The 23,008-nt window shown below is 68.1% G+C and carries 23 protein-coding genes; 16 read left to right on the top strand and 7 right to left on the bottom strand.

Features of this window, described 5'->3' with window-relative positions:
- Positions 1 to 2: 2 nt before the first annotated feature.
- From AC3WL8_RS04755 to AC3WL8_RS04715, 9 genes are all read left to right on the top strand, one after another.
- Entirely contained in the window at positions 3 to 956 is a 954-nt protein-coding gene (locus tag AC3WL8_RS04755; RefSeq protein ID WP_013953725.1) for a PDR/VanB family oxidoreductase, read from the top strand.
- A 103-nt stretch (positions 957 to 1,059) separates the two neighbouring features.
- Complete coding sequence (locus AC3WL8_RS04750) at positions 1,060 to 1,524, top strand: SRPBCC family protein (RefSeq protein WP_211979393.1); 465 nt, start codon at positions 1,060 to 1,062, stop codon at positions 1,522 to 1,524.
- Positions 1,505 to 1,861, top strand: coding sequence for an ArsR/SmtB family transcription factor (locus tag AC3WL8_RS04745; RefSeq protein WP_013953727.1), 357 nt, complete (start codon positions 1,505 to 1,507; stop codon positions 1,859 to 1,861). The genes AC3WL8_RS04750 and AC3WL8_RS04745 overlap by 20 nt, the downstream gene beginning before the upstream one ends.
- A gap of 247 nt (positions 1,862 to 2,108) precedes the next feature.
- On the top strand, positions 2,109 to 3,323 hold the full coding sequence (locus AC3WL8_RS04740) for an efflux RND transporter periplasmic adaptor subunit (protein WP_041228712.1): 1,215 nt from the start codon (positions 2,109 to 2,111) through the stop codon (positions 3,321 to 3,323).
- Between the two features lie 10 nt (positions 3,324 to 3,333).
- On the top strand, positions 3,334 to 4,026 hold the full coding sequence (locus tag AC3WL8_RS04735; RefSeq protein WP_013953729.1) for an ABC transporter ATP-binding protein: 693 nt from the start codon (positions 3,334 to 3,336) through the stop codon (positions 4,024 to 4,026).
- A 6-nt stretch (positions 4,027 to 4,032) separates the two neighbouring features.
- The gene (locus tag AC3WL8_RS04730; protein ID WP_013953730.1) at positions 4,033 to 5,187 is read left to right on the top strand and encodes an ABC transporter permease; all 1,155 of its coding nucleotides are present in this window, start codon (positions 4,033 to 4,035) and stop codon (positions 5,185 to 5,187) included.
- 15 nt (positions 5,188 to 5,202) lie between these two features.
- Complete coding sequence (locus AC3WL8_RS04725; RefSeq protein ID WP_211979394.1) at positions 5,203 to 6,369, top strand: ABC transporter permease; 1,167 nt, start codon at positions 5,203 to 5,205, stop codon at positions 6,367 to 6,369.
- Positions 6,370 to 6,545: 176 nt separating this feature from the next.
- Positions 6,546 to 7,736 carry a sodium/glutamate symporter gene (gltS, locus tag AC3WL8_RS04720; protein ID WP_013953732.1) on the top strand — a complete coding sequence of 397 codons (1,191 nt, stop codon included), beginning with the start codon at positions 6,546 to 6,548 and terminating at the stop codon, positions 7,734 to 7,736.
- Between the two features lies 1 nt (position 7,737).
- A complete protein-coding gene (locus tag AC3WL8_RS04715; protein WP_211979395.1) occupies positions 7,738 to 9,321 on the top strand; it encodes a TAXI family TRAP transporter solute-binding subunit in 1,584 nt (527 codons plus the stop codon).
- Positions 9,322 to 9,341: 20 nt separating this feature from the next.
- Here AC3WL8_RS04715 and AC3WL8_RS04710 read toward each other — a convergent pair whose 3' ends face one another.
- A complete protein-coding gene (locus AC3WL8_RS04710) occupies positions 9,342 to 10,151 on the bottom strand; it encodes a CDP-diacylglycerol diphosphatase (RefSeq protein WP_013953734.1) in 810 nt (269 codons plus the stop codon).
- Entirely contained in the window at positions 10,139 to 10,372 is a 234-nt protein-coding gene (locus AC3WL8_RS04705) for a hypothetical protein (RefSeq protein WP_010810991.1), read from the bottom strand. The genes AC3WL8_RS04710 and AC3WL8_RS04705 overlap by 13 nt, the downstream gene beginning before the upstream one ends.
- A gap of 153 nt (positions 10,373 to 10,525) precedes the next feature.
- Between AC3WL8_RS04705 and AC3WL8_RS04700 the strand changes: the two genes are divergently transcribed.
- Positions 10,526 to 11,011 carry a DM13 domain-containing protein gene (locus AC3WL8_RS04700; protein ID WP_013953735.1) on the top strand — a complete coding sequence of 162 codons (486 nt, stop codon included), beginning with the start codon at positions 10,526 to 10,528 and terminating at the stop codon, positions 11,009 to 11,011.
- A 173-nt stretch (positions 11,012 to 11,184) separates the two neighbouring features.
- Here AC3WL8_RS04700 and AC3WL8_RS04695 read toward each other — a convergent pair whose 3' ends face one another.
- Positions 11,185 to 12,255, bottom strand: coding sequence for a porin (locus tag AC3WL8_RS04695; protein ID WP_211979396.1), 1,071 nt, complete (start codon positions 12,253 to 12,255; stop codon positions 11,185 to 11,187).
- A 310-nt stretch (positions 12,256 to 12,565) separates the two neighbouring features.
- Between AC3WL8_RS04695 and AC3WL8_RS04690 the strand changes: the two genes are divergently transcribed.
- Entirely contained in the window at positions 12,566 to 15,193 is a 2,628-nt protein-coding gene (locus AC3WL8_RS04690) for a penicillin-binding protein 1A (RefSeq protein WP_211979397.1), read from the top strand.
- A gap of 56 nt (positions 15,194 to 15,249) precedes the next feature.
- Here AC3WL8_RS04690 and AC3WL8_RS04685 read toward each other — a convergent pair whose 3' ends face one another.
- The 4 genes from AC3WL8_RS04685 to AC3WL8_RS04670 all read right to left on the bottom strand — a co-directional run bounded on the left by AC3WL8_RS04685 (position 15,250) and on the right by AC3WL8_RS04670 (position 18,952).
- Positions 15,250 to 15,651 carry a type II toxin-antitoxin system VapC family toxin gene (locus AC3WL8_RS04685; protein ID WP_492377962.1) on the bottom strand — a complete coding sequence of 134 codons (402 nt, stop codon included), beginning with the start codon at positions 15,649 to 15,651 and terminating at the stop codon, positions 15,250 to 15,252.
- Positions 15,651 to 15,893: an antitoxin gene (locus AC3WL8_RS04680; RefSeq protein ID WP_013953739.1), complete on the bottom strand. Its 243-nt coding sequence runs from the start codon at positions 15,891 to 15,893 to the stop codon at positions 15,651 to 15,653. The genes AC3WL8_RS04685 and AC3WL8_RS04680 overlap by 1 nt, the downstream gene beginning before the upstream one ends.
- A 133-nt stretch (positions 15,894 to 16,026) precedes the next feature.
- On the bottom strand, positions 16,027 to 17,349 hold the full coding sequence (locus AC3WL8_RS04675) for a DUF1501 domain-containing protein (protein ID WP_211979399.1): 1,323 nt from the start codon (positions 17,347 to 17,349) through the stop codon (positions 16,027 to 16,029).
- Positions 17,350 to 17,362: 13 nt separating this feature from the next.
- Entirely contained in the window at positions 17,363 to 18,952 is a 1,590-nt protein-coding gene (locus tag AC3WL8_RS04670) for a DUF1800 domain-containing protein (protein WP_492377961.1), read from the bottom strand.
- Between the two features lie 199 nt (positions 18,953 to 19,151).
- Between AC3WL8_RS04670 and AC3WL8_RS04665 the strand changes: the two genes are divergently transcribed.
- The 5 genes from AC3WL8_RS04665 (at position 19,152) to AC3WL8_RS04645 (ending at position 22,948) form a co-directional block, all read left to right on the top strand.
- On the top strand, positions 19,152 to 20,075 hold the full coding sequence (locus AC3WL8_RS04665) for a DMT family transporter (protein ID WP_211979401.1): 924 nt from the start codon (positions 19,152 to 19,154) through the stop codon (positions 20,073 to 20,075).
- Positions 20,059 to 20,823, top strand: coding sequence for a helix-turn-helix domain-containing protein (locus tag AC3WL8_RS04660; RefSeq protein WP_492377960.1), 765 nt, complete (start codon positions 20,059 to 20,061; stop codon positions 20,821 to 20,823). Before AC3WL8_RS04665 ends, AC3WL8_RS04660 begins: the two co-directional genes overlap by 17 nt.
- A 259-nt stretch (positions 20,824 to 21,082) precedes the next feature.
- Complete coding sequence (locus AC3WL8_RS04655) at positions 21,083 to 21,703, top strand: hemerythrin domain-containing protein (protein ID WP_013953745.1); 621 nt, start codon at positions 21,083 to 21,085, stop codon at positions 21,701 to 21,703.
- A gap of 219 nt (positions 21,704 to 21,922) precedes the next feature.
- On the top strand, positions 21,923 to 22,384 hold the full coding sequence (locus AC3WL8_RS04650; RefSeq protein WP_238553106.1) for a bacteriohemerythrin: 462 nt from the start codon (positions 21,923 to 21,925) through the stop codon (positions 22,382 to 22,384).
- A gap of 51 nt (positions 22,385 to 22,435) precedes the next feature.
- Complete coding sequence (locus AC3WL8_RS04645) at positions 22,436 to 22,948, top strand: MarR family winged helix-turn-helix transcriptional regulator (protein WP_013953747.1); 513 nt, start codon at positions 22,436 to 22,438, stop codon at positions 22,946 to 22,948.
- The last annotated feature ends 60 nt before the right edge of the window (positions 22,949 to 23,008 follow it).

The raw sequence follows: 23,008 nt of genomic DNA, 5'->3' as shown, positions 1-23,008 counted from the left end.
CCATGACTGACACGCTCCGCGTGCGCGTCGGCCGCGTCGAGCCGCTGGCCGCCGGCATCAAGCGCTTCACCCTGCAACCCTGCGAAGGCGGCGCGCTGCCCGCCTTCGACAGCGGCAGCCACGTGGTCGTCCATATGGACGGCGGCCGGCTGCGCAACGCCTATTCGCTGACCAGCACGCTGGGCGAGCCCGGCCACTACCAGATCGCGGTGCGGCTGGAAGAGGCTTCGCGCGGCGGCTCGCGCTATATGCACGAGCAGGTCAGCGAAGGCGACGAACTGCATATCGGCGCTCCCGGCAACCTGTTCAGCCTGGACCACGGCGCCCGCCGCCACCTGCTGATCGCCGGCGGCATCGGCATCACGCCCTTCATGACGCATATCCAGGCGCTGGCCGCGCGCGGCGCGGCGTTCGAACTGCACTACTGCTTCCGCAACGCCCAGTCCGCCGCCTTCCTGGACGTGCTGCCCGCCACGCTGCAGCCCGGCCAGCTTCACCTGTACGAGAGCGACAGCGGCACCATGCTCGACCTCGCCGCGCTGATCGCCGCGCAGCCTGCCGACACGCACGTCTATGTCTGCGGCCCGGTGCCGCTGAACGACGCCGTGGTCAACGCGGCGCGCGCCGCGGGCTGGGACGCGGGGCGCATCCACTTCGAGCAGTTCCGCAACGAGGTCGACGCCACCGGCGGCGCCTTCGAGGCCGTGCTGCAGAAGAGCGGGCTGACGCTGCAGGTCGGCGCCGACGAACCGCTGCTGCGCGCCATCGAGAAGGCGGGTATCAAGGTGGACTGCATGTGCCGCGAAGGCATCTGCGGCTCCTGCGAGACCGCCATCGTCGAAGGGCAGGCCGATCACCGCGACCAGTACCTGTCGGATGCCGAAAAGGCCGCGCAGAAGACGATGATGCTGTGCGTGTCGCGCTGCAAGGGCCAGCGGCTGGTGCTGGACCTCTGAGCATACCGCGGTCATTCGCAACCTTTTGGTTGCATTTCCCCGTCCGGTCTCCTAACATGCCACCACGAAGTTGCCTATTCATGCGTGAACAAGGAGACCGGACATGGCTTCATCCACCGACCGCATCGAGCGCAGCGTCCTGCTGGCCGCCCCCATCGAACGCGTCTGGCACGCGCTGGCCGACGCCGACACCTTCGGCAGCTGGTTTGGCGTGAAATTCGACGGCGTGACCTTCGCACCCGGTCAGCGGGCCGTGGGCAGCATCACCTATCCCGGCTATGAATACCTGAAGTTCGACGTAGAGGTCGAACGCATGGAGCCGCCCCGGCTGTTGTCCTGGCGCTGGCATCCGGCGCCAATGGAGCGCGGCCGCGACTATTCGGCCGAACCGCCCACGATGGTGGTGTTCGAGCTGAAGGAAGCCGAAGGCGGCACGCTGCTGACCGTGGTCGAATCCGGCTTCGACCAGATCCCGCCCGAACGCCGCATGGAGGCCTTCCGCATGAACAGCGGCGGCTGGGACGGGCAAATGGAAAATGTCCGGAAGCATGTCAGCGGCGCAGCCTGAAACCTCCCCCGCGCTGGAACTGCGCGATGCCGCGACCGTCTTCGCCGCGCTTGGCGACGAAACCCGGCTGCGGCTGGTGGCAGCGCTGTGCGCGGGCGGCACGATGTCGATCGCGCAGCTGACCGCGGGCAGCGCCATGACGCGCCAGGCGGTCACCAAGCACCTGCAGGTGCTGGCGCAGGCCGGGCTGGTGCGCGACAGCCGCGCCGGCCGCGAGCGCCTGTGGCAGTTCGAGCCCGGCCAGGTCGAAGCCGCGCGCCGGTCGCTGGAAGCGATCGGGCGGCAATGGGATTTCGCGCTGGCGAAGCTGAAGCTGGCGGTGGAGACCAGTCACTAGCTGACAACGTTGATTGCGCAGCCGGTTTGCTCCCCTCTCCCGCCTGCGGGAGAGGGGCAGAGGGTGGGGGAAGGCGCTGGCAAACCACCGGCTGTACTCCGTGGATGCTCCGGCCCTCACCCTAGCCCTCTCCCGCAAGCGGGAGAGGAGCAAACAAGTGGTTCTACTCCCGCTCGCTGACCATGGACACCCTTTCACTCGCCGCTATACTGGGAGCCCCGCCCATCACAGCGAGAGGAAGCGCGCAGTGGCTGACCATGATCTGTCCAGGCTGAAAATCGACCGCGGCGCCGCCGCGGCCGGCGCCAGCATCCGCCCCCGGCGCAGGTGGCTGCGCTACGCAGTGATCACGCTGGCCGTGCTGGCCCTGGCCGGCATCGCCATGAAGCTGGCCGGGCCGCGGGCGGTGCAGACCGTCACCGTCACCTCCGCCTATCCCACGCAGAATTTCACCGTGCTCAATGCCACCGGCTATGTCGTGCCGCAGCGCAAGGCGGCGGTCGCGTCCAAGGCGCAGGGCCGGCTGGAATGGCTGGGCGTGCTGGAGGGCTCGCATGTGAAGAAGGACGAGATCATCGCACGGCTGGAGAGCAAGGACGTCGCCGCCTCGTTCGCGCAGGCGCAGGCACAGGTCCAGGTGGCGCAGGCCAACCTGGCACTGCAGCAGGCCGAACTGAAGGACGCCGAGGTGAACCTGCGCCGCTCGAAGATCCTGATCGTGCCGAACGCCATCTCTCGCACCCAGTATGACGCCGACGTGGCGCGCTTTGACAAGGCGCGGGCCTCGGTAAACAGTTCGCGTGCGTCGATCGCCTCGGCCCAGGCCAATGCCCGCGCGGCCGAGGTCGCGGTGGAGCAGACCGTGGTGCGCGCGCCCTTCGATGGCGTGGTGCTGGTCAAGCATGCCAACGTGGGCGACAACATCACCCCCTTCTCCGCCGCCGCCGACACCAAGGGCGCGATCGTGACCATCGCCGACATGGAGACGCTGGAGGTGGAAGCCGATGTCGCCGAATCCAATATCGGCAAGATCCGCGCCGCCCAGCCGTGCGAGCTGCTGCTGGATGCGCTGCCGGGATTGCGGCTGGCGGGGCAGGTGTCGCGCATCGTGCCGACGGTGGACCGCTCCAAGGCCACCGTGCTGGTCAAGGTGCGCTTTGTCGACCGCGATGCGCGCGTGCTGCCGGACATGAGCGCCAAGATCGCCTTCCTGTCGCGCGCAGCCTCGGCGCAGGACCGCCAGCCGGTGGTGGCGGTGCAGCCCGCCGCCGTGGTCACGCGCCAGGGCCGGGAGCTGGCCTATGTTGTGAAGGACGGCCGTGCGCATGAGGTGCAGGTCAAGACCGGCGCCAAGCTGGGCGAACTGGTGGCCGTGCAGGGCGTCAAGCCCGGCGACGTGCTGGTGCTTTCGCCGGCCGACAATCTCGGCGACGGCGACCGCATCACCGTGGCCAAGCCGTAGAGAGGACCGCATGAGCGCAGCACCGCTGGTGCAGATCAGCCACGTCGCCAAATCCTACCGGCGCGGCGTGCAGACCGTGCCGGTGCTGACCGATATCTCGCTCGATATCGGCGAAGGCGAATTTGTTGCGCTGATGGGGCCGTCCGGCTCGGGCAAGAGCACGCTGCTGAACCTGATCGCCGGCATCGACCGGCCCGACAGCGGCACGCTGCACGTGGCGGGGCTGGACATCACGCGGCTGCCGGAAGCCGAGCTGGCCGACTGGCGCGCCGCCAACGTCGGCTTTATCTTCCAGTTCTACAACCTGATGCCGGTGCTGACCGCGTTCGAGAACGTGGAGCTGCCGCTGATGCTGACCAGCCTGCCGCGCGCGGAGCGGCGCGCGCGCGTGGAACTGGTGCTGGGCATGGTCAATCTGGCCGACCGCATGAGCCACTACCCGTCGGAGCTGTCGGGCGGCCAGCAGCAGCGCGTGGCGATCGCGCGCGCGCTGATCACCGACCCCGCGCTGATCGTCGCCGACGAGCCCACCGGCGACCTCGACCGCACCTCCGCCGCCGAGATCCTGGCGATGATGCAGCGGCTCAATGCCGATGCCGGCAAGACCATCATCATGGTCACGCACGATGCGCACGCCGCCGCAGCGGCGGGGTCGCTGGTGCACCTGGAGAAGGGGGAGCTGATCCGTGGCGAGATTGCCTAGATCGTCATGTACGCACTCAAGCTGATCACCCGCAATGCACTGCGGCACAAGTTGCGCACCGCGCTGACGGTGTTCGGGCTGGTGATCGCGGTGCTGGCGTTCGGGCTGCTGCAGACGGTGATCGACGCCTGGTATGCGGGCGCGTCTGCGGCGTCCAGCGCGCGTCTGGTGACGCGCAATGCGATCTCGCTGGTGTTTCCGCTGCCGCTGAGCTATGAAAGCCGCATCAAGGGCGTCGACGGCGTGGCCTCGGTGGCGCGCTCCAACTGGTTCGGTGGCGTCTATCGTGATCCCAAGAACTTCTTCGCGCAGTTCGCGGTATCTGACAACTACCTCGACCTCTACCCGGAATTCATCGTGCCCGACCAGCAGCGCGCCGACTACCAGCGCGACCGCAAGGGCGCGCTGGTCGGGCGCCAGCTGGCCGACCAGTTCGGCTTCAAGCTCGGCGACGTGGTCCCGATCAAGGGTACCATCTACCCCGGCACCTGGGAGTTCGTGGTGCGCGGCATCATGGAGGGGCGCGACGAGAGCACTATCACGCGCCAGATGGTGTTCCACTGGGAATACCTGAACGAGACCGTGCGCAAGCGCACCCCGCGCCAGGCCGACCAGGTCGGCGTCTTTGTGCTGGGCGTGGACAACCCCGACAACACCGCCGCGATCTCGCGCAATGTCGATGCGGTGTTCCGCAATTCGCTGGCAGAAACGCTGACTGAGACCGAGCAGGCCTTCCAGCTGGGCTTTGTCGCCATGTCCAACCAGATCATCGCGGCGATCCGCGTGGTGTCCTACGTGGTGATCGTGATCATCATGGCGGTGATGGCCAACGCCATGGCGATGAGCGCACGCGAGCGCACCGTGGAATACGCCACGCTCAAGGCGCTGGGCTTCGGCCCCGGCTTCCTGGCGCTGCTGGTGTTCGGCGAGTCGCTGGCGATCTGCGTGGCCGGCGGCGCGCTAGGCATGCTGGCGACGCCGCCGGTGGCAAGCGCCTTCAAGCAGGCCGTGGGCGGCGTGTTCCCGGTCTTCACCGTGTCGCCCCAGACCATGCAGCTGCAGGCGGCCTGCGCGCTGGCGGTGGGCGTGTTTGCCGGCATCGTGCCGGCGGTGCAGGCTGCGCGCGTGCGCATCGTCGAGGGCCTGCGGGCCATCGGCTAGCGCACGGAGGCTGACGTGGCGATCCCGCTGACCTATATCGCGCGCAACCTGTGGGCCAGGCGCCTGACCACCGCCCTGACCGCGGGCGGGCTGGCGCTGGTGGTCTTTGTTTTTGCCACCATGCTGATGCTGGACGCCGGCCTGAAGAAGACCCTGGTCACCACCGGCGAGCAGAACAACGTGGTAGTGATCCGCAAGGGTGCCGAGACCGAGATCCAGAGCGCGGTCGCCCGCGACCAGGCCAGCATCATGGAGATGCACCCGGCCGTGGCCATGAGCGGCGCGGGCCGGCCGCTGGCCTCGCGCGAGGCGGTGGTGCTGATCTCGCTCACCAAGACCAGCACCGGGCAGCCGTCCAACGTGGTGATCCGCGGCATCTCGCCGCCGGGCATGGACCTGCGCCCGCAGGTGCGGCTGGTGGCCGGGCGCATGTTCCGGCCGGGCTCGTCCGAAATCATCGTCGGTAGCAGCATCGCCAGCGGCTTTGCCGGGGTGCAGATCGGCGAGCACCTGCGCTTTGCCCAGCGCGACTGGACCGTGGTCGGCCACTTCGACGCCGGCGGCAGCGGCTTCGACTCCGAGATCTGGGGCGACGTGGACCAGCTGATGCAGTCGTTCCGGCGCAATGCGTATTCGTCGATGGTGGTGCGGCTGGCGGATACGGCGCTGTTCGACCGCTTTCGCGCCGATATCGACGTCGACCCGCGGCTGGCGGACGAGGCCAAGCGCGAGCAGGCCTTCTACAGCGACCAGTCCAAGGCGCTGTCCAGCTTTATCAATATCCTGGGCTTCACGCTGTCCACCATCTTCTCGGTCGCGGCGATGATCGGCGCCATGATCACCATGTACGCCTCGGTGGCCAACCGCGTTGCGGAGATCGGCACGCTGCGCGCGCTGGGCTTCAAGCGCGTCAACGTGCTGGCCGCCTTCCTGATCGAAGCCGCGCTGCTCGGGCTGGTGGGCGGTATCGCGGGGCTGGCATGCGCCGCGCTGATGCAGTTCGCCTCGTTCTCGACCACCAACTTTCAGACCTTCGCGGATCTTTCGTTCCGCTTCATCCTGACCCCGGCCATCGCGCTGCAGACGCTGGCGTTCTCGATGGTGATGGGGCTGGCAGGCGGCTTCCTGCCGGCGGTGCGCGCGGCGCGGATGAATATCGTGGACGCGTTGCGGGCGCGCTGAGCCGACGCCCGGGGCGGCCCCCGTCCCATCCTTTCCTTGCCTTATTCCACCCGCGCGTCTACAACCCGTAGTGATGCATGCTCCCCGTCAGGCACTGCCGGCGGCCAGTGCACCCCCGGCACGGCCAGCGGCGCCCGATGGCATTACCCCGCAACCCTCTCCGCCAGGACGGCCCGATGAACCTCGACCTGCTGAGTTCGCTGCTGACTGCCGTCGTGGTGCTGCTGATCGGCACGCTGGTCAACCGCAGCGTCGGCGTGCTGGCGCGCTACAACATTCCCGACCCTGTCACCGGCGGGCTGCTGTTCGCGATCCTCGCCTCCGTGGCGCTGGCGGCAGCGGACTTCCGCGTGGTAATCGATCCCGGCATGAAGCCGGTGCTGCTGCTGATGTTCTTCGGCGGCGTCGGGCTCTGCGCCGACCTGCGCATGCTCAAGCGCGGCGGCAAGGCGCTGGTGATCTTCCTGATCATCCTGCTGCCCTATATCTTGGTGCAGAACGTGGTAGGCGTGGCCATGGCCCGGACGCTGGACCTGCATCCCATCTTCGGGCTGGTGAGCGGATCGATCACGCTGGTGGGCGGCCACGGCACCGGTGCCGCCTATGCCGAGCGCTTTGCCGAGGTCAACAACCTGCAGGCGGTGATGGACCTGTCGATGACGGTGGCCACCATCGGCCTGATCGTGGGCGGCATCATCGGCGGCCCGGTGGCGCAATACCTGATCTCGCACTACAAGCTGCGCTCGACCGCGCGCGAGGCCGGCGACACCGAGGAAGAAGCCGCCGCCATCTCGCCCATCACTACCGTCGGTGCGCTGGCGGCGCTGGCCGGCATGCTGGCCGCGGTGATCGGCGGGCGCTGGATCGCCGCGCAGATGCCCGCCGGCCCCATCACCATCCCCGGCTTTCTGTGGTGCATGATGCTCGGCATCGCCATCCGCAACCTGCTGCCCTTTATCGGGCTGCGCTTTGACGACCGCGCCACCGACCTGATCACCAATGTCTGCCTGTCGCTGTTCCTGGTAATGACCATGATGGCACTGGACCTGGCCGAGGTGGCGCTGTCCGCAGGCCCCTTCCTGCTGATCATCGCCATGCAGGTGGTCTTCATCATTCTCTATGTGGTGCTGGTGTGCTTCCGCTTCATGGGGCGCGACTACGAGGCCGCGGTCACCTCGGCCGCCTTTATCGGCTTCAACATGGGATCGACCGCCACCGCCATGGCCAATATGCGCGCCATCACGTCCCGCTACGGGCCGGCACCCACCAGCTACCTGATCACGCCGCTGGCCGGCGCGTTCTTCGTCGACCTGATGAACGCCTTCGTGCTGACCATGCTGCTGGCATTGCCGCTGATCGGAGGCTGACATGCGCCGCGCCCTCCTCACCCTTCTCTTTGCCTTGCTGGCCAGCGCCTGGCTGGCAGGCTGCGGCGGCGGCCCGCCCGCGGACGGCATCCGCACCGGCATCAACGAGCGGCTGGCGCAGGCGCTGCCGCCGGGCACGGTGGAACTGGCCGGCCTGGACCGGCGCGGCTCGCAGGCCGACACCAAGGCCCCGGCCGGCGAGACCCGCCGCGTGGTGTATTTCGATGCGGAACTGAAACTGCTGCGCGACTACGACTTCGGCGCGTGGGACTCGCCCGGCGTGGCCGGGCTGGTGTCGGCACTGGGCGCGGGCCCGCGCGGCATCACCGGCATCACCAGCGGCGGCAACAAGGCCGGCGACATCATCCGCGCGCATGGCACGGCGCTGTACCGGCGCGACGGCGAGCGCTGGGTCGGCGTGCTGCCGGCCGGCTACCGCCCCGCGGAAGCCCCGGCCGTCGCCGCCGATGCGCAAAGGGGCCCGGCGGCGATCCTGGACGCTATGCGCAAGGTGATCGAGTCCGTGCAGAAGGATGCCTCGCCGGCACAGCGCGCCGTGATCGAGCAGGAACTGACCACCGCGCACGCCAACATCCGCGCGCGGCTGGCACGGGTCAACGAGGGCTATGCCATTGCCGCCGGCGCCGAACACGGCCAGTACCTGCGCTTTGCGAAGGCGCTGGTGGACGGGGCGCGCGTGCGCGCGATCCCACTGGTCACGCACGGCGGAGAAGAGAACCTGCGGCTGCTGCGCGCCGGCAAGGTCTCGGTGGCGCTGGCGCAGGGCGACGCGGCGCTGGAAGCCTACGAGGGCAAGGGCGCGTTTGCCGCCGACGGCCCGCAAGCCTCGCTGCGCGCCATCGGCAGCCTCTACCCCGAGCCCGTGCACGTGCTGGTGCGCGACGCCGATCCCGCCCGCTCGGTATCCGAGCTGCGCGGCAAGCGCATCGCCGTGGGCGAGCGGGGCTCAGCCTCGCGCGTGACCGCGCTGCGCGTGCTGGCAGCGCACGGCCTGACCGACAAGGACTTCAAGGCCGAGGAAGTCGGGCTGAGCACCGGGCTGGTGGCGCTGCGCCAGAACCAGGTCGACGCGGTGATCCAGGTGATCGGCGTGCCGGCCGACAGCATCCGCGACGCGCTGGGCGAAATGCCGCTGCGGCTGCTGCCGCTGGATGAACGGGTCATCACCGCGATGGTTGGGCAGAAAGCGGGCTATTTCAGCGCCACCATCGCGCCGGGCACCTATCCCGGCCTGCACACGCCGGTACGCACCATCGCCACGGCGGCGATCCTGGTGACCGGGCCGGACCTGTCCGATACCGAAGTGGCCGAGCTGACGCGGCTGGTCTACCGCCACGGGCGCGACTTTGTCGCCCGCGGCAGCGCCCAGGGCGCACAGATCGCCGTGGCAACGGCGCGTGAAGGGCTGATGATCCCGCAGCACCTGGCGGCGGCCAAGGCGCTGGACGCGCTGGCGACACCCGGCGGGACGCCCGCCAAGCCCAGCGGAACGCCCGCGAAGCCCATTGAAACGCCTGCGAAGCCCGTTGAAACGCCTGCGGCTTCGGGCACCCGGGCGCAGTGAGGCCCGGCGCTGGCCGCCGATCAGCCCGGCGCGCTCGACAAGCCTTCGGCCAGCCTGCAGCGCCGGTCCAGGAAATCGCTGGCGTGGCCGTTGCTGCCAGCCGCCGTGTCGACGGGCTGGTCGATCACGACAAAGCCTGCCCCGCCCTGCCGTTCCTGCACATAGGTGACAAAGATGCCACGGTCCGGTGGCGCTGCGGCGGCGCTCCCCCTGGTGCCGTCACGCACAAGCTGGAAAGGGTCGACCGCCAGCCGCGGCGCGCCGGCCGGCACAAAGATCGCGCGCACCGGCTTGCCCTCGAGCCGCAGCGCAGTCCAGCCGGTGCCGATCGGCCCGGCCGCGCCATTGACCACGGCGCGCGCGGCCGCGCTGATGCAATCGAGATGGATATGCAGCTGGTCCTGGCTGCGCGAGGCGCGGGAATTGATCGCCAGGCCCAGCATGTCGTCAGGCACGGCCTTGCCAAGCGAGCGGCCAACGATGCCGCGCGCGGCCCAGCCGAAGGCCCAGGGGTTGGCGCCTGCGCCGTCCCAGGCTTTGGCATCGTCGATGCCGGTCACCGTCCGTGCCGGGATCACCAGGTAGTGCGACTTGCCGATCGCGTCCTTGTAGAGCACCAGTCCCTGGGACCGGTCCACTTGCGCGCAATCGGGATGCGCCGCCGCAGTATTGCCAAGGCAGCGCTGCTGCACGTTGCGCCACAAGCCATCGCGACCGCCCGACAGGAAGCCGACGACGTTTTCGGCGGTGCAGCCGGCCAGGGCCAGGATGGCCGCCAGCCACAATGCGGGGGCACCGCGCCAACCGCGTGCCGGCTTCAGCGCCGGCACGAAACTCCGTAGAAAGTCCCGGCGCGTGGATTAGACACCACATAGGCGTGGCGCTGCGCCCAGAACTGCGCGGTACGGAAGGCTTCGGCCTCGCGCTCGCTCCAGTCCGTTGCAAGCAACGGCAGAGCCTCGGCATCGGTGGTGAGATAGACGCGCGCCTGATAGCGGGCGGATTGCAGCGTGCCGGTACGGATGGTGCGGATCGTGACGTGGAGGGTCATAGGCAGCTTCTCGACAAGGCGACTACCAAATCATAACCACTTCCGTGTGTTGGATTGGTGAAACCGTTGCGAATGTGCTAAGGCACCACAGATCTGTCAGGATCCGGCCCCGGCATCGACTTACCCGCATCCTCATGCCTTCGGGAGAAAAACATGCCGGCCAACCCGCTCCGCAAGCCCGCCATCCTTGTGCTGACCCATCTTGCCGCGCTGGCCGTGGGCTTTGGTGCGGGCATCTATGTCTTGCCGATCCTGACGGAACAGGCCGGGGCCAGTGCCGAGCAAGTGCAGATTGTGGCACAACAGTCGCGCTACACCGGCACCTTCCGCAAAGACCTGGCGGGGAGCGACGCGTTGCACTGGGCCAGCGGCCAGCTCCATGTTTCGCCGCACGCGCTTGCCTTTGAAGGCAGCGTTGCGCCGGGGCCGGATTATCGGATCTACCTGGCGCCGGAGTTTGTCGACAACAAGGAGGCCTTCCTTCGGATCAAGGACCGGTCGCTGCAGGTTGGTGAGCTGAAGACCTTTGGCAACTTCACCGTGGCGTTGCCGGCTGGCGTGGATCCGGCGCGGTATGGGGCGGTGGTGATCTGGTGTGAGAGGTTTGGGCAGTTTATTGGGGCGGCGGGGTATCAGTAGTCATCGCCAACAAAGACACCCCGCAACCAAGGGCGAGGACCAGAGAAAAAAGAGCCGATCAAACCAACCGGCCCAACGAACCCCGCAATGCAATCCGCAGGTGTCGATATGACAGTTAATCGCCCACCCATGCAGGCATCACCCCCTGCCAGGCGGGCATCAGGCGATTACGCTCAGAAGCGATGACGCAGGCCAACGGTAGCACCAGTCTGGTTCTCACCAGCCACCACCGTACCAACCCCATTCAAGCCCAGCGCCGAACCCGACTTGTTCTTCGAGTAGCCAACATTCAGGTACACATCCGTACGCTTGGACAGCGAGTAGTCCGCCGACAGCACGAACATCCACGGATCCGCATCGCTATTGCGGGTGTCGTTGTAGTAGGCCGCGCCGGTAAGCTGGAAGGCAGGCGTGAAGCGGTACTGCGCGCCAGCCCAGTACACGTTGCTGCGGGTCGAAGCGGCGCTGGCGCTCGACACGCCGTCGTCCTTCAGCCAGCGGTAGCCGGCAAACACCTTGGCGTCGCCGAAGGCATAGGCGGTACCCACCGCGGCGCGCTTGGCGGCACGGTCCTGCAGCGCCACGGTGGCGCCCTGGTACTGGTCGTAAGCCGCGCCGACCGAGAAGCCGCCTGCGGCGTACGACAGGCCGCCGCCGAAGTTGCGCGCGACCTTGGGCTCGCCCGGGACTTCGCCGTTGTTGTCGCGGCCGAAGCTGTAGAAGCCGGTGGCGGTCAGGCCGCCGAACTTGCCGGTGTACTTGATGGCGTTGTCGGCGCGGCCGTTGAAGGCCGAGTCAACGCTGTTCAGCGAGTAGCGCGGGCCCACGCCCATCGGGTCGAAGGCGCCGAACAGGTCGTACAGCGAATTCTGCTGGCGGCCCAGCGTGACCGCGCCCCAGCCGCCCTGCAGGCCGACGTAGGCCTGGCGGCCGAACAGGCGGTTGCCCTGGCCCGAGGTGCCGGTATCGATGTCGAACCCGCTCTCCAGCACGAAGATACCCTTCAGGTCGCCGCCCAGGTCTTCGGTGCCGCGCAGGCCCCAGCGCGAGCCGGACAAGTTGCCAGAGTTCAGGCGCGTTGCCGTACCCTGGGCGCCGTTGCTGCCCGGCACGTGGCTGATCACTTCGACGCCGGCATCGACGATGCCGTAAAGCGTAACGTTCGACGCGGACTGGGCCGACGCCACCCCGGATACGGCCGACGCAGCCGCTGCTGCCGTCATTGCAAGGAAAGCTTTCTTCACTGTAATTTCTCTGTGTTCTGTTTGAGGCACGACACCGCGCCGGACCCAGGCCGGGTCGGCAAGGCCAACCCGGTCCAGCCGGGCAACCCGGCAACGGCGCATCGTCCGCACAAGTTGCGGACTCGGCATTGTCGCGGCGCAATATGAAACCTTTGTGACCCATGCTTTGCAGCAGGAAGTGGCGGATAGCCGCAAATGGGGGTTTTCCCTGTAACCAAGGGGAACGTTTTGGTACGATGCATGCTTTTCCGACGACGGTAATGCCAGTGCCCCGTGCCGCCATGTGCCTGTGCCTCGACCGCTTCGCCTCATGAGGCTGGCTGAGATCAAGACCCGGCTTGCCCCGCTGCTCGCCTCGCTGCAGGCTTCATTGCCTGCCCCCCTCCAGCAACGCCTGTCAGGCATGGCCGCGCGCCTTGCACGCGCCGGCCTGACCCGGCCCGGGTCACTGCGCCCCACGCGGTGCGGCGTGCTGGTGGGCCTGGCCGCCATCCCGGCCGCCTTCCTGCTCTATGTGCTGGTCCTGATCCCGTTCACGCCGGGCATCAGCGATATCCGCAAGGCCAAGTCCGAGCAGCCGGCGCAGGTGCTGTCCGCCGACGGCAAGGAGCTGGCGGTGTTCAAGTGGGCCAACCGCGACTGGGTGCCGCTGTCGCAAATCTCGCCCAATGTGGTGGCTGCGCTGATCGCCACCGAAGACCATCGCTTCTACCAGCACCACGGGCTGGACTGGCGCCGGCTGGCCTCGGCCGCGGTGCATACCTTTTCCGGCGACCGCCAGGGCGGGTCCACCATCACCCAGCAGCTGGCACGCAACCTGTATCCCGATGAAATCGGCCGCGCGCCCACGCTGACGCGCAAGCTCAAGGAAGCCATCACCGCGCTGAAGATCGAGGCGCTCTATACCAAGGACGAGATCCTCGAGACCTATCTCAATACCGTGCCGTTCCTGTACAACGCGTTCGGCATCGAGATGGCGGCGCGCACGTACTTCGACCGCCCGGCCCGCTCGCTGGACGTGCTGCAGAGCGCCACGCTGATCGGCATGCTCAAGGGCAACAGCTACTACAACCCGGTACTCAACCCCGAGCGCGCGCTGGACCGGCGCAATATCGTGCTGGGCCAGATGGTCAAGCGCGGCAAGCTGGATGCGGCGCGCTACGAGCAGCTGAAGAAGCGCCCGCTGCGCATCGACTTCGAACGCCAGACCGAGCCGCCCGGCCCCGCGCCGCACTTCGCGCAGCAACTGCGCAAGTGGCTGATCGGCTGGGCCGACCGCAATGGCTACGACATCTACGCCGATGGGCTGGTGGTGCATACCACCATCGACGCCCGCCTGCAGGCCATGGCCACGCAGGCCGTGGTGCAGCAGGGCAACCGGCTGCAGGCTATCGCCAACGCGGCCTGGGCGCCGCGCGCGGGCTGGGCCGCCAACATGCCGCTGGTGCAGGCCTTCGTGCGCGAGACCCCGGAGTACCGTGCCGCCATCGCCGCCGGCACCGCGCCGGAAGAGGCGCTGCGCCATCTGATGTCCGACAATGCCTTCATGCGCGCGCTGCACCAGCAGAAGACGCGCATCCAGGCCGGCTTCCTGGCCATCGACCCGCGCAACGGCGAGATCCGCGCCTGGGTCGGCAGCCGCGACTACACCCAGGACGCGTTCGACCACGTGCAGCAGGCGCGCCGCCAGCCGGGCTCGACCTTCAAGCCCTTTGTCTACGGCGCGGCCTTTGAAGAAGGCAAGACCCCCGACGACACGCTGATGGACCAGCCGGTGGAAATCGAACTGGCCGGCGGCGAGGTCTGGCGCCCCACCGATGAAGGCCGCCCCACCGGCCGCGCCATGTCACTGCGCGACGGCCTGGTCTATTCGCGCAACACCATCACCGCCCAGCTCATGCACGAAGTGGGGCCGTCCCGCGTCGCGCGGCTGGCCCGCGACATGGGCGTGCGCGACAGCCAGCTCGACCTGGTGCCGTCGCTGGCGCTGGGCACCAGCCCGGTCACGCTCAAGGAGATGGTGGCCGCCTACGGCACCATCGCCAACGCCGGCGACTACATCGCGCCCACCATGGTGACGCGCATCGAAGACCGACAGGGCAATGTGCTGCAGGTATTCCGGCCGGCCCGCGCCGAGCACGCGCTGCCCGCCGCCACCACGCAAACCCTGCTCGACGTCATGCGCGACGTGATCGACCGCGGCACCGGCGCCAGCATCCGCTCGCGCTTCGGCATCCGCGCCGACGTGGCCGGCAAGACCGGCACCACCCAGGACAACGCCGACGGCTGGTTCATTCTGATGCATCCGGAACTGGTGGCGGGCGCCTGGGTCGGCTTCAACGACAGCCGCGTCACGCTGCGCAGCGACTACTGGGGCCAGGGTGCGCACAGCGCGCTGCCGATGGTGGGCGACTTCTACCAGCGCGCGCTGCGCTCACGCATCGTCGACGGCCGCGCGCGCTTTGCCGAGCACGAAGAGACCAGCCTGTTCGCATCGCTGGGCACGCAGCTGCGCGGCTGGTTCAACCAGCTGTTCACGCGCGACAAGGCCAGCGAGACCCCGGCGCCGCGCCCGGCACCGCGCCGTCCGGCGCTGCCCGCGCCGGAGGCCGAGGTCGCGCCGCCGGCCGGCACGGCGTCGTCTGCCGCGGGGGATGTCGGCCCGGATGATTCCAGCCTGGCGTTGGACCGGGGGGAGACGGTGATTGCGGTGCCGCCAGATTCTGCTATGGGCACCACTTCGGCAAGCGGAGTGGAAACGCCGGCAGCATCAGCAGCCACGGCGCCGCCTGGCACATCCGTGCGGCCTGCTTATCCGAGCGCGCCCACGGTTCCGGCCGCGCCTGCCAATGCGCCAGTGGCGCCTGCGCCCGCCTCGCCGCCAGTCGATGCCCCTGCGCCGGCAAACGGCACCCCGAACAATTCTGCGCCGGGCTGACGATTTCGCTATTCCCGCCTAGCGTGAGATTGGCGCCTATGCGCTGGCCTGAAGGCCTACTTCAGCCAGTTTTCGCAGCGCAATCCGTCCACGCGAGAAAACTCCCCGATATTGTCGGTCACTAGCACGGCACCCAGCGATAGAGCGTGCGCCGCGATCAGCATGTCATTGGCGCCAATCACCCGTCCGCTGCGTTCCAGTCCTGCGCGCAACTCGCCGTAGCAAGCGGCAGCATCGCCGCCCAGCGGCAAGACACGCAAGCCAGCCAAAGCCTGGCCGACACGTTGGCTCAGCGCCGGAGAGCCTTTCTTGGCAGCTCCGAATCGGAGTTCGGCCGCCACAATGATGGAAGTGCACAGACTGTCAGGCTCGAGCGCGGCAATACGAGCGGCACAGGGTCCGCGGGTATTGCGAATCGCGTCGGAAATGATGTTCGTATCGAGCAGGAACAAGGACATCAGAGGTCGACATCCTCGGCAGGCAGGTTATCGATCGTCGGCCAATCGACGTCGATAGGCTCCCATTGCGCCAGCAAGGAACGCAATGGCATTGCAGCAACCGGCTCGATGATGAGGTGATTCCCTTCGCGGCGCAGAATGGCTTCCTCCCCCGGCAGTTCGAACTCGCGCGGAATCCGGATCGCCTGATTGCGGCCATTGCGAAACAGCCTGACATGGCGGATTTCATCTGTCGTGGTCATCGGGAACTCCTCAGCATATGCCAAAGCATATGCCAAATTGGAGGCAAGTGCAATCAGCCAACTCGTCGTTAGATCATCACTTTTCCCTTAAACCTGGCCCTTGTACTGACATCGGATCCAGTTGCCACGCCATTTACACCAACCCGATATCCCGCCCCCGGACCCCCGGAAACACCTGCGCCAACCGCGCGTCATCCAGCCCGTACAACTTGCGGAAGACCCCGCCCAGCACCGCCCGGTACTCATTGCGCACCGGCCAGTCGCGGTTCTGGTTGAGCGTGGCCTGTTCCACCGCCACCTGCTCGCCAGCAATGCGGCCGCCGCGCACCGCGCCGCCCGCAGCCCAGTAGACCGTGCCGTGGCCGTGGTCGGTGCCGCGCGTGCCGTTCTCGCGGAAGGTGCGGCCGAACTCGGACAGCACCACCACGGTGGTCTTGTCCCATACAGGACCCATCTCGGCGGCGAAAGCAGACAGGCCGCGGCCGAGGTTGTCGAGCAGGCCGGCCAGCTGCCCCTGCGCGCCGCCCTGGTTGACGTGGGTGTCCCAGCCGCCCACGTCGATAAAGCCGAGGTTGAAGCGCTCGCGCATCAGCCCGGCCATGCGCCGGGCCTCGACCTCGAAACCGCGCGCGCTGAGCGAGCGGCGGTTGGCGGCCTGCATTTCCTGCATGCGCGTGACCATGGTGCCGGCGTCGTTGCCCGACATTCCGGGCTGCGGCTGCGCCTGGCGCGCCACCGTTTCGCGTAACTCGAAGCCTTCATCGATCAGCGACTCAAAGCGGGTTCCGCTGTACATCTGCGCCAGCAGCTTCGCCTGGCGCGCATCGAACGGGGTGCGGCCGCTGCCCTTGAGCGAGACATTGGGCACATCGCGCGGGCCGGACAGCACCATCGGCAGGCCGTCGGTGAAGGCCACTGGCGCAGCCTGCCCGCCCATGGCCTGCGCCAGGCGGTTCAGGAAGCCGCTGCCGCGCAGCGAGGCCACGGCCTTGCGGTCCTCGCCCTCGCCGGGCAAGCCGGCCTCGATCCCGTCCTGGGTCTCGAAGTGGCTGCGCGACAGGTCGTGCGTGCCGGCGAACGGCACGAAGGCCAGCTGGCCGCGCTGCCACAACGGCAGCATCGTCGCGGCCAATGCCGGGTGCAGCGCCCAGTCGCCGATGCCACGCGCGGTGCTGTCGGCCGCAAAAGCCGGCGCCAACGCCACCGCCGCGTTGGGGTCAGCGTCCGCACCGGCCACGGGCGGGCGCCGGATGGCGATATTGGGCCGCGCGGCATAGTAGAAATCGCTGCCCGCCGGCACCAGCACGCTGGCGGCGTCATAGCCGCCGCGCAGGAACACCAGCAGGAAGCGCGCATCGGCCTGCGCCGGCAGCGCATAGACGCGCGAGGCGATGGCGGGCAGCGCCAGCCCCAGCGTGGCGCCGCCCATCGTTTTCAGCCATTGTCGGCGTTCCATGGTCCGCTCCCTGTCAGCGCTGCATCCACTCGGGCGAACCGAGCAGCACGGTATTCCATTCGGCCTGCGATTCGGCCTGGGCCAGCGCGGCGCGCGTGGCGGGGCCAAGGGTGGCTTCGATGGTGTCGTAGTACAGCTTGTTGCCGATCATCGGGAAGCGCGCGCCGCGCGGCCTCGCGCTATCGCCGGCAAACAGTCCCGCCGGCCCCGAGCCGATCGCGCGGGCGATCTCGAAGCGCCGCACCATCTGGCCCGAGCTGGCCCACGCGCTTTCCGACGACGGATAGCCGTCCGGCGCCACGTGGCCGTAGAGCGGCTCGCCAAGCTGGTTCAGCCAGTTCATCACCGGGCGCAGGTTGGCCACGGGACGGCCTTCATAGGCGAGCCGCATCGACGACACCACATAGACCATCGGATCCTTGAACTTGCGCGTGGGCGCGGCCAGTTGCCGGTCCAGTTCCGGCGCCAGGAACAAGGTGCGCAGCACCGCGGCGATATCGCCATCGGTGCGCGTGAAGGTCTGCGCCATGCGCTCGACCAGCGTCGGCGGCGGGTTGTCGGCGATGAAATAGGCCGCCAGCTTGGCGCTGATATAGCGCGCGGTGGCCGGCTCGCGCGCCAGGATCGACACCGCTCGCGCCACTTCGTCGAAACCGGCCGGCTCGATGCGCTGGCCCAGCAGCGTCTTCGCGCCGAAGTCGTGGCGCGCGGGGTTGAATTCGAACAGGCCCTCACTGCGATACAGCCCCGCGCGCGCCGGCGGCAGCCGCGGCGGCGGCGTGCCGCGCAGGTTGACGCCCACGCCGGTCAGCACGCGCGCCAGCTCCTGCACGTCCTGCTGGGTGTAGCGGGAGCCGCTGGGGCCGCCGGAGACGCCCATGGTATGCAGCTCCATCAGCTCGCGCGCGTAGTTCTCGTTGATGCGGTTGGCGCTGCTCTGGGCATTGTCGAGGTAGACCAGCATGGCCGGCGCGGTCACGTTGGCCATCAGCAGGTCGCGGAAGCGACCGAGCGCGTGCGGGCGGATGGCGCGTTCCTCGTAGTCGGCCAGCAGCAGCCGGACCTGGCCCTTGCCCGAGTAGACGTTGAAATGGTTCATCCAGAACCACGTCATCTGCTCGCGCAGCTGCGCCGGCGAGTACAGCGCGCGCAGCAGGTGGCGCCGCGTGGCATCGGCCACGATCTCGCGGCCCTGCGCGTTCAGCACCTGGCGGGCCTGCTGCTTGCTGTCGTCGTCGGGCAGCGCGTCGATGCGCTGGCGGGCGTCGCGCGCGGCCTGGATCTGCGCGGCGGCGTCGGCCTGCAGGTTGGGCAAGGCTGTGATGGCGGCTGCCAGTTCGGGTGGATCGGCCAGCGGCAGCGTCAGTTGCTGGTCGAGGAAGCCCTTGCGGCCCAGCCTGCGCAGGTCGTCAAGGGTGGCCTGGTCAGCGCCGTAGGTGACGGTGTTGAGCCAGCGCAGGTCGGTGGCGGCGGTGCTGCCGCCGGCCTCGGCCGGCACCTGTGCGCAGGCGGCCAGGCATGCGGCCAGTGCCAGTGCCGCGGCGGCCCGCCAGGAGGCGAGCCCGCCACGGCGGGGTTGTCTCGAATGCTGCGCCGGATTCATGCTCGCCTCCTCGCCTTTTTCGATCAGACCATCAGTATGTTACGTGGCAAGCGCACATCCGTTGACCCGGAGGCGCTGCGGGAGTGTTACCAATGCTTTCAGCATGCCGATTGCCGGATTTGCCAAGACAGAGGCGCGCTGCCTGGCTAGCCTAGCGCTTTGCCCATCCGATCCCGCCCCGGCGGAAACGCCTGCTTGCATGTCGCGCCCCCTGTCCGCTGCCGTCTGGCTGCCCACTGTTGCCTTCGTCCTGATCTGGTCCACCGGCTTTATCGTCGGCAAGGCCATCGTGCCGCTGGCCGATACCAGCCTGTTCCTGCTGGGCCGCTTTGCCGTGGCGGGGCTGATGTTCGTGGCGTGGTCGCTGGCCGCGCGCGCGGCCTGGCCGCCGCTGCGCGAGGCGCCGCGCCACCTGCTGGCCGGCGCGCTGATGCAGGGCATCTACCTGTGCGCCGGCTACGGCGCCGTGGCCAGGGGCTTGCCGCCGGCGATCATGGCCCTGCTGGGTGCGCTGCAGCCGCTGCTGACCGCGCTGCTTGCCATCCCCCTGCTGAAAGAGCTACCTTCCAGGCGGACGTGGCAGGGCCTGGCGCTGGGTGCGCTCGGCGTCGCGCTGGTGGTCGCCCCGGCGATGCAGGCCGGCATGCACACGGCCGCGCCGGCCCTGTCGCCCTGGATCGTGCTGCTGGGCGTGCTGGCCATTGTCTCCATCACCATGGGAACCCTCTTGCAGAAGTCCGCCATCGCCGCCTGTGACCTGCGCGCCAGCTCCGCGTGGCAGAACCTGGGCGCCATGCTGGTAGCCGCCGCGATGGTGGCGATCCAGTCCGCCGACACGCCGGTACACTGGCATGGCGGCGTGGCGCTGTGGGCCACACTGGCGTGGGCGGCGATCGGCCTGTCGGGCGCCGGCACCTGGCTGCTGGTCAGCCTGGTGCGGCGCGGCCAGGCCGCCAATGCCGCGGCGCTGATGTTCCTGGCGCCGCCGCTGGCCGCGCTGCAGGCCTGGCTGCTGTTCGGCGAACGGCTGGATGCGGTGCAGGCACTGGGCATGGCGGTGGCCGGGGCGGGCGTCTGGCTGTGCCAGACCCCTGGCAGGTTGCGGCATGCCCAAGCCCGCTGAACCCCACGCCTCGCCGCTGGTCGAGCACCGGCGCTACCGCCCGCAGCCGGACGGCCACCAGCACGGCTACCACCAGTTGCTGTTCGGCCTGGCCGGCTCCACCGAACTGGAGATCGACGGCCACGTCTATCGCGTGGATGACCGCACCGGCCTGATCGTGCCAGCCGGCAGCCATCATGAATTCCTCGGCTTCGACGGTAACCTGCAACTGGTGGCGGACTTCCCGGCGCGTTCGGTGGCGCTGCCCGCGCGGCTGATGGCGCGCCCGCGCACATTCCCGCTGGACGGCGCCTTCGGCAGCCGCGTGCGCGCGCTGGCGGCGTGGCGCGCCGCCGCGGCAGCGCGCGGGCCGCAGACCGACTGGCAGCTGGCGGCCACGCTGGCCGCGGCACTGGCGTACTCCCTCGGCATGCCCGGCGACGAGCAGGTGTTCCCGCTGATGGCCGTGGATGCCTACCTGCGCGCCAACCTGGACTCGCCCCTGCGCGTGGCGGAAGTCGCCGGGCATTTCGGCTGGAGCGTGCGGCGCTTCCAGACCCTGTTTGCCGAGGCCTTCGGCGACACCCCGCACCGCTACCAGACCCGGCTGCGGCTGGACCGCGCGCTGCAGCTGCTGACGCAATCCACGCTGCCGCTGGCCGAGATCGCGCTGGCGTCAGGCTACCCGGACCAGACCACCTTCACGCGCAGCTTCACGCGGCGCTTCGGACAGCCGCCCGGGGCGTGGCGGGCGGTCGCACGCGGCTAGCCTGCCTGCGCCGTAGGCGATTCCGGCACCGGACTAACCGTGGTGACCCTCTCGCGTCGAGGCGAGTTAGAGGGCGGCGCAGGTTGAACGTGCGGCGTATAAGGCTTCCGCCCCTTGCGAGATCCGAGCGCTTAGCGCCGCATTGATCTGCGTCAGACTTAGATCATGCAGGGAAGCTATTGTGTCAATGAGGGCCCCGCGAGTCCCGATATCGTATCGGACTCAACGGTCTGCTTGCCCAGTTTCCCAGGAGGGCGCCATGGCCACCCCACTCGTCACCTCGCTTCCGACTTCACCTTCCGCCGCGCTTTCCACCCCGAGCCCGACACCGCTTGCCGCCTGGCATACCGACCATATCCATTTCGCCTCAATGCTCGACCTGCTGGAAAAGCAGGTCAGCACCTTCCATCAGGGAGAGCAGCCCGACTACGGCCTGATGGCCACGATCATCCACTACATGCGCAACTATGGCGATTGTGTGCACCACCCCCGTGAGGATGTTGCCTACGCGCTGCTCGTGGACCGGGATCCCGGCACGCGGATCATCATCAGCCGGTTACTGCAGGAACATCGCGTGATCGCCACGGTCGGCGCGGAATTGCTCGACCGCCTGCGTGAAGCCCAGAGCGAAGTGGTCACCTCGCGAGCGGCACTCGAAGCGGCCGCCGCCATGTACCTGGTGTACTACCGCAACCATCTCTCCACCGAGGAGAAACAGGTCATGCCGCGCGCCGCCCGGTTCCTGACCGAAGCTGACTGGGCGGAGGTCGCCGCCATCGATCCGGCCAGTGCCGATCCGCTATTCGGCGCCAATGTGGAGAAGCGCTTCGCGACCTTGCGCAAACAGATCGACAGCGAAGCGAACGCGTCCATGCGCTGAACGTCGGTGGCTGCGCGGCACTGCCGGGCCTCGGCTCAGAACTTATGCCTGCGGCGCGAGGGCACATGCCGGGCGCCGTCAGCAAGCGATCGGCGAACGGGATCCGGGCGTCTTCGCCAAGCCGTGCAGCCAACAGCACTCCGCGCCATGCTCATTGTCGTTGCCTACGGAACCGGTCTATCCTACAATACTTAGGCTCCTAATAATAGGACTGGAGGCATGATGGCAGCGCACAATCCAATGTACTGGCATGACGGTCTACTGATCGGTCATTCCGCTATTGACGACGAACATCGACGGTTTGCGGCACTCATCCAGTCGTTGCGCGTAGCGCCTGTTGAGCGCCTGGCGCAGATGCTGGAGGAACTGCTGCAACTGGCACGAGCGCATTTCCTGCACGAGGACAGCCTTATGGAGGCAACGGCCTTTCCGCCGCGCAAGTGCCACATTGGCGAACATGCAGCCGTGCTGGCCTCGATATCCGGCGTGCAGGCAAGGCTCGTACGCGGGGAGGTGGCGGTTGCGCGCCGGCTGGCTGAAGAACTGGAGCACTGGTTCCCCGCACATGTCCAGCATCTGGATTCGGCGCTGGCGCACTGGATCTGCAAGCAGCACGCCGGCGCCAAGCCGGTCGTCCTGCGCAGGAACCTGGAAGCCCGTCCCGCCGCGGAGCCTGCGTAAAGCACAGACAAGCCGTGGCAGAATACGCCTTTGCCCTTGCTTCCCGCCCTTATGTCGAAAGCCTCTGCAGTCAGAGAACAGGAAATCGCCCAGCGCGTCCTGCGCCGCTGGCACGACGACGTGCCCAATGATCGCCTTGCGCATCTTGTGAAAGACGCGACGCGGGTCTTCCTGCGCGCGCTGCAGCACCGGCTCTCCCAGCATGACGTGCAGCTTGGCCACTGGACCTTCCTGCGCATTCTCTGGGAACGCGACGGCATCACCAAGCGTGAGCTCAGCATTGAAGCAGGCGTGATGGAGCCGACCACATTCGCGGCCTTGCAAGCCATGGAGGCGCTCGGCTATGTCACGCTGGAGCGCCGGCCGACCAATCGCAAGAACATCTATGTGTTCCTCACGCCATTGGGCAAGCGGCTGCGCAAGACGCTGGTACCGTTGGCCGAAGAGGTCAATGCGGTGGCGGTCCAGCATCTCGCCACGGAAGAAGTCGCCACCACGCGCCGCGCCCTGCTGGTGATGATCGACAACCTGACCCGCGACCAGCAAGGTATCGAGCAAGCGTAAGCGACTGCACGGGGAGGACTGCGGCTGGCAGTCCTGTTTTCCCCAACACATCTCCAGCCG

The sequence above is a fragment of the Cupriavidus sp. FW305-F7 genome (assembly GCF_058782875.1).
The sequence above is the reverse complement of the archived record's forward strand: the minus strand, read 5'-3'. Positions and strand labels throughout refer to the sequence as shown.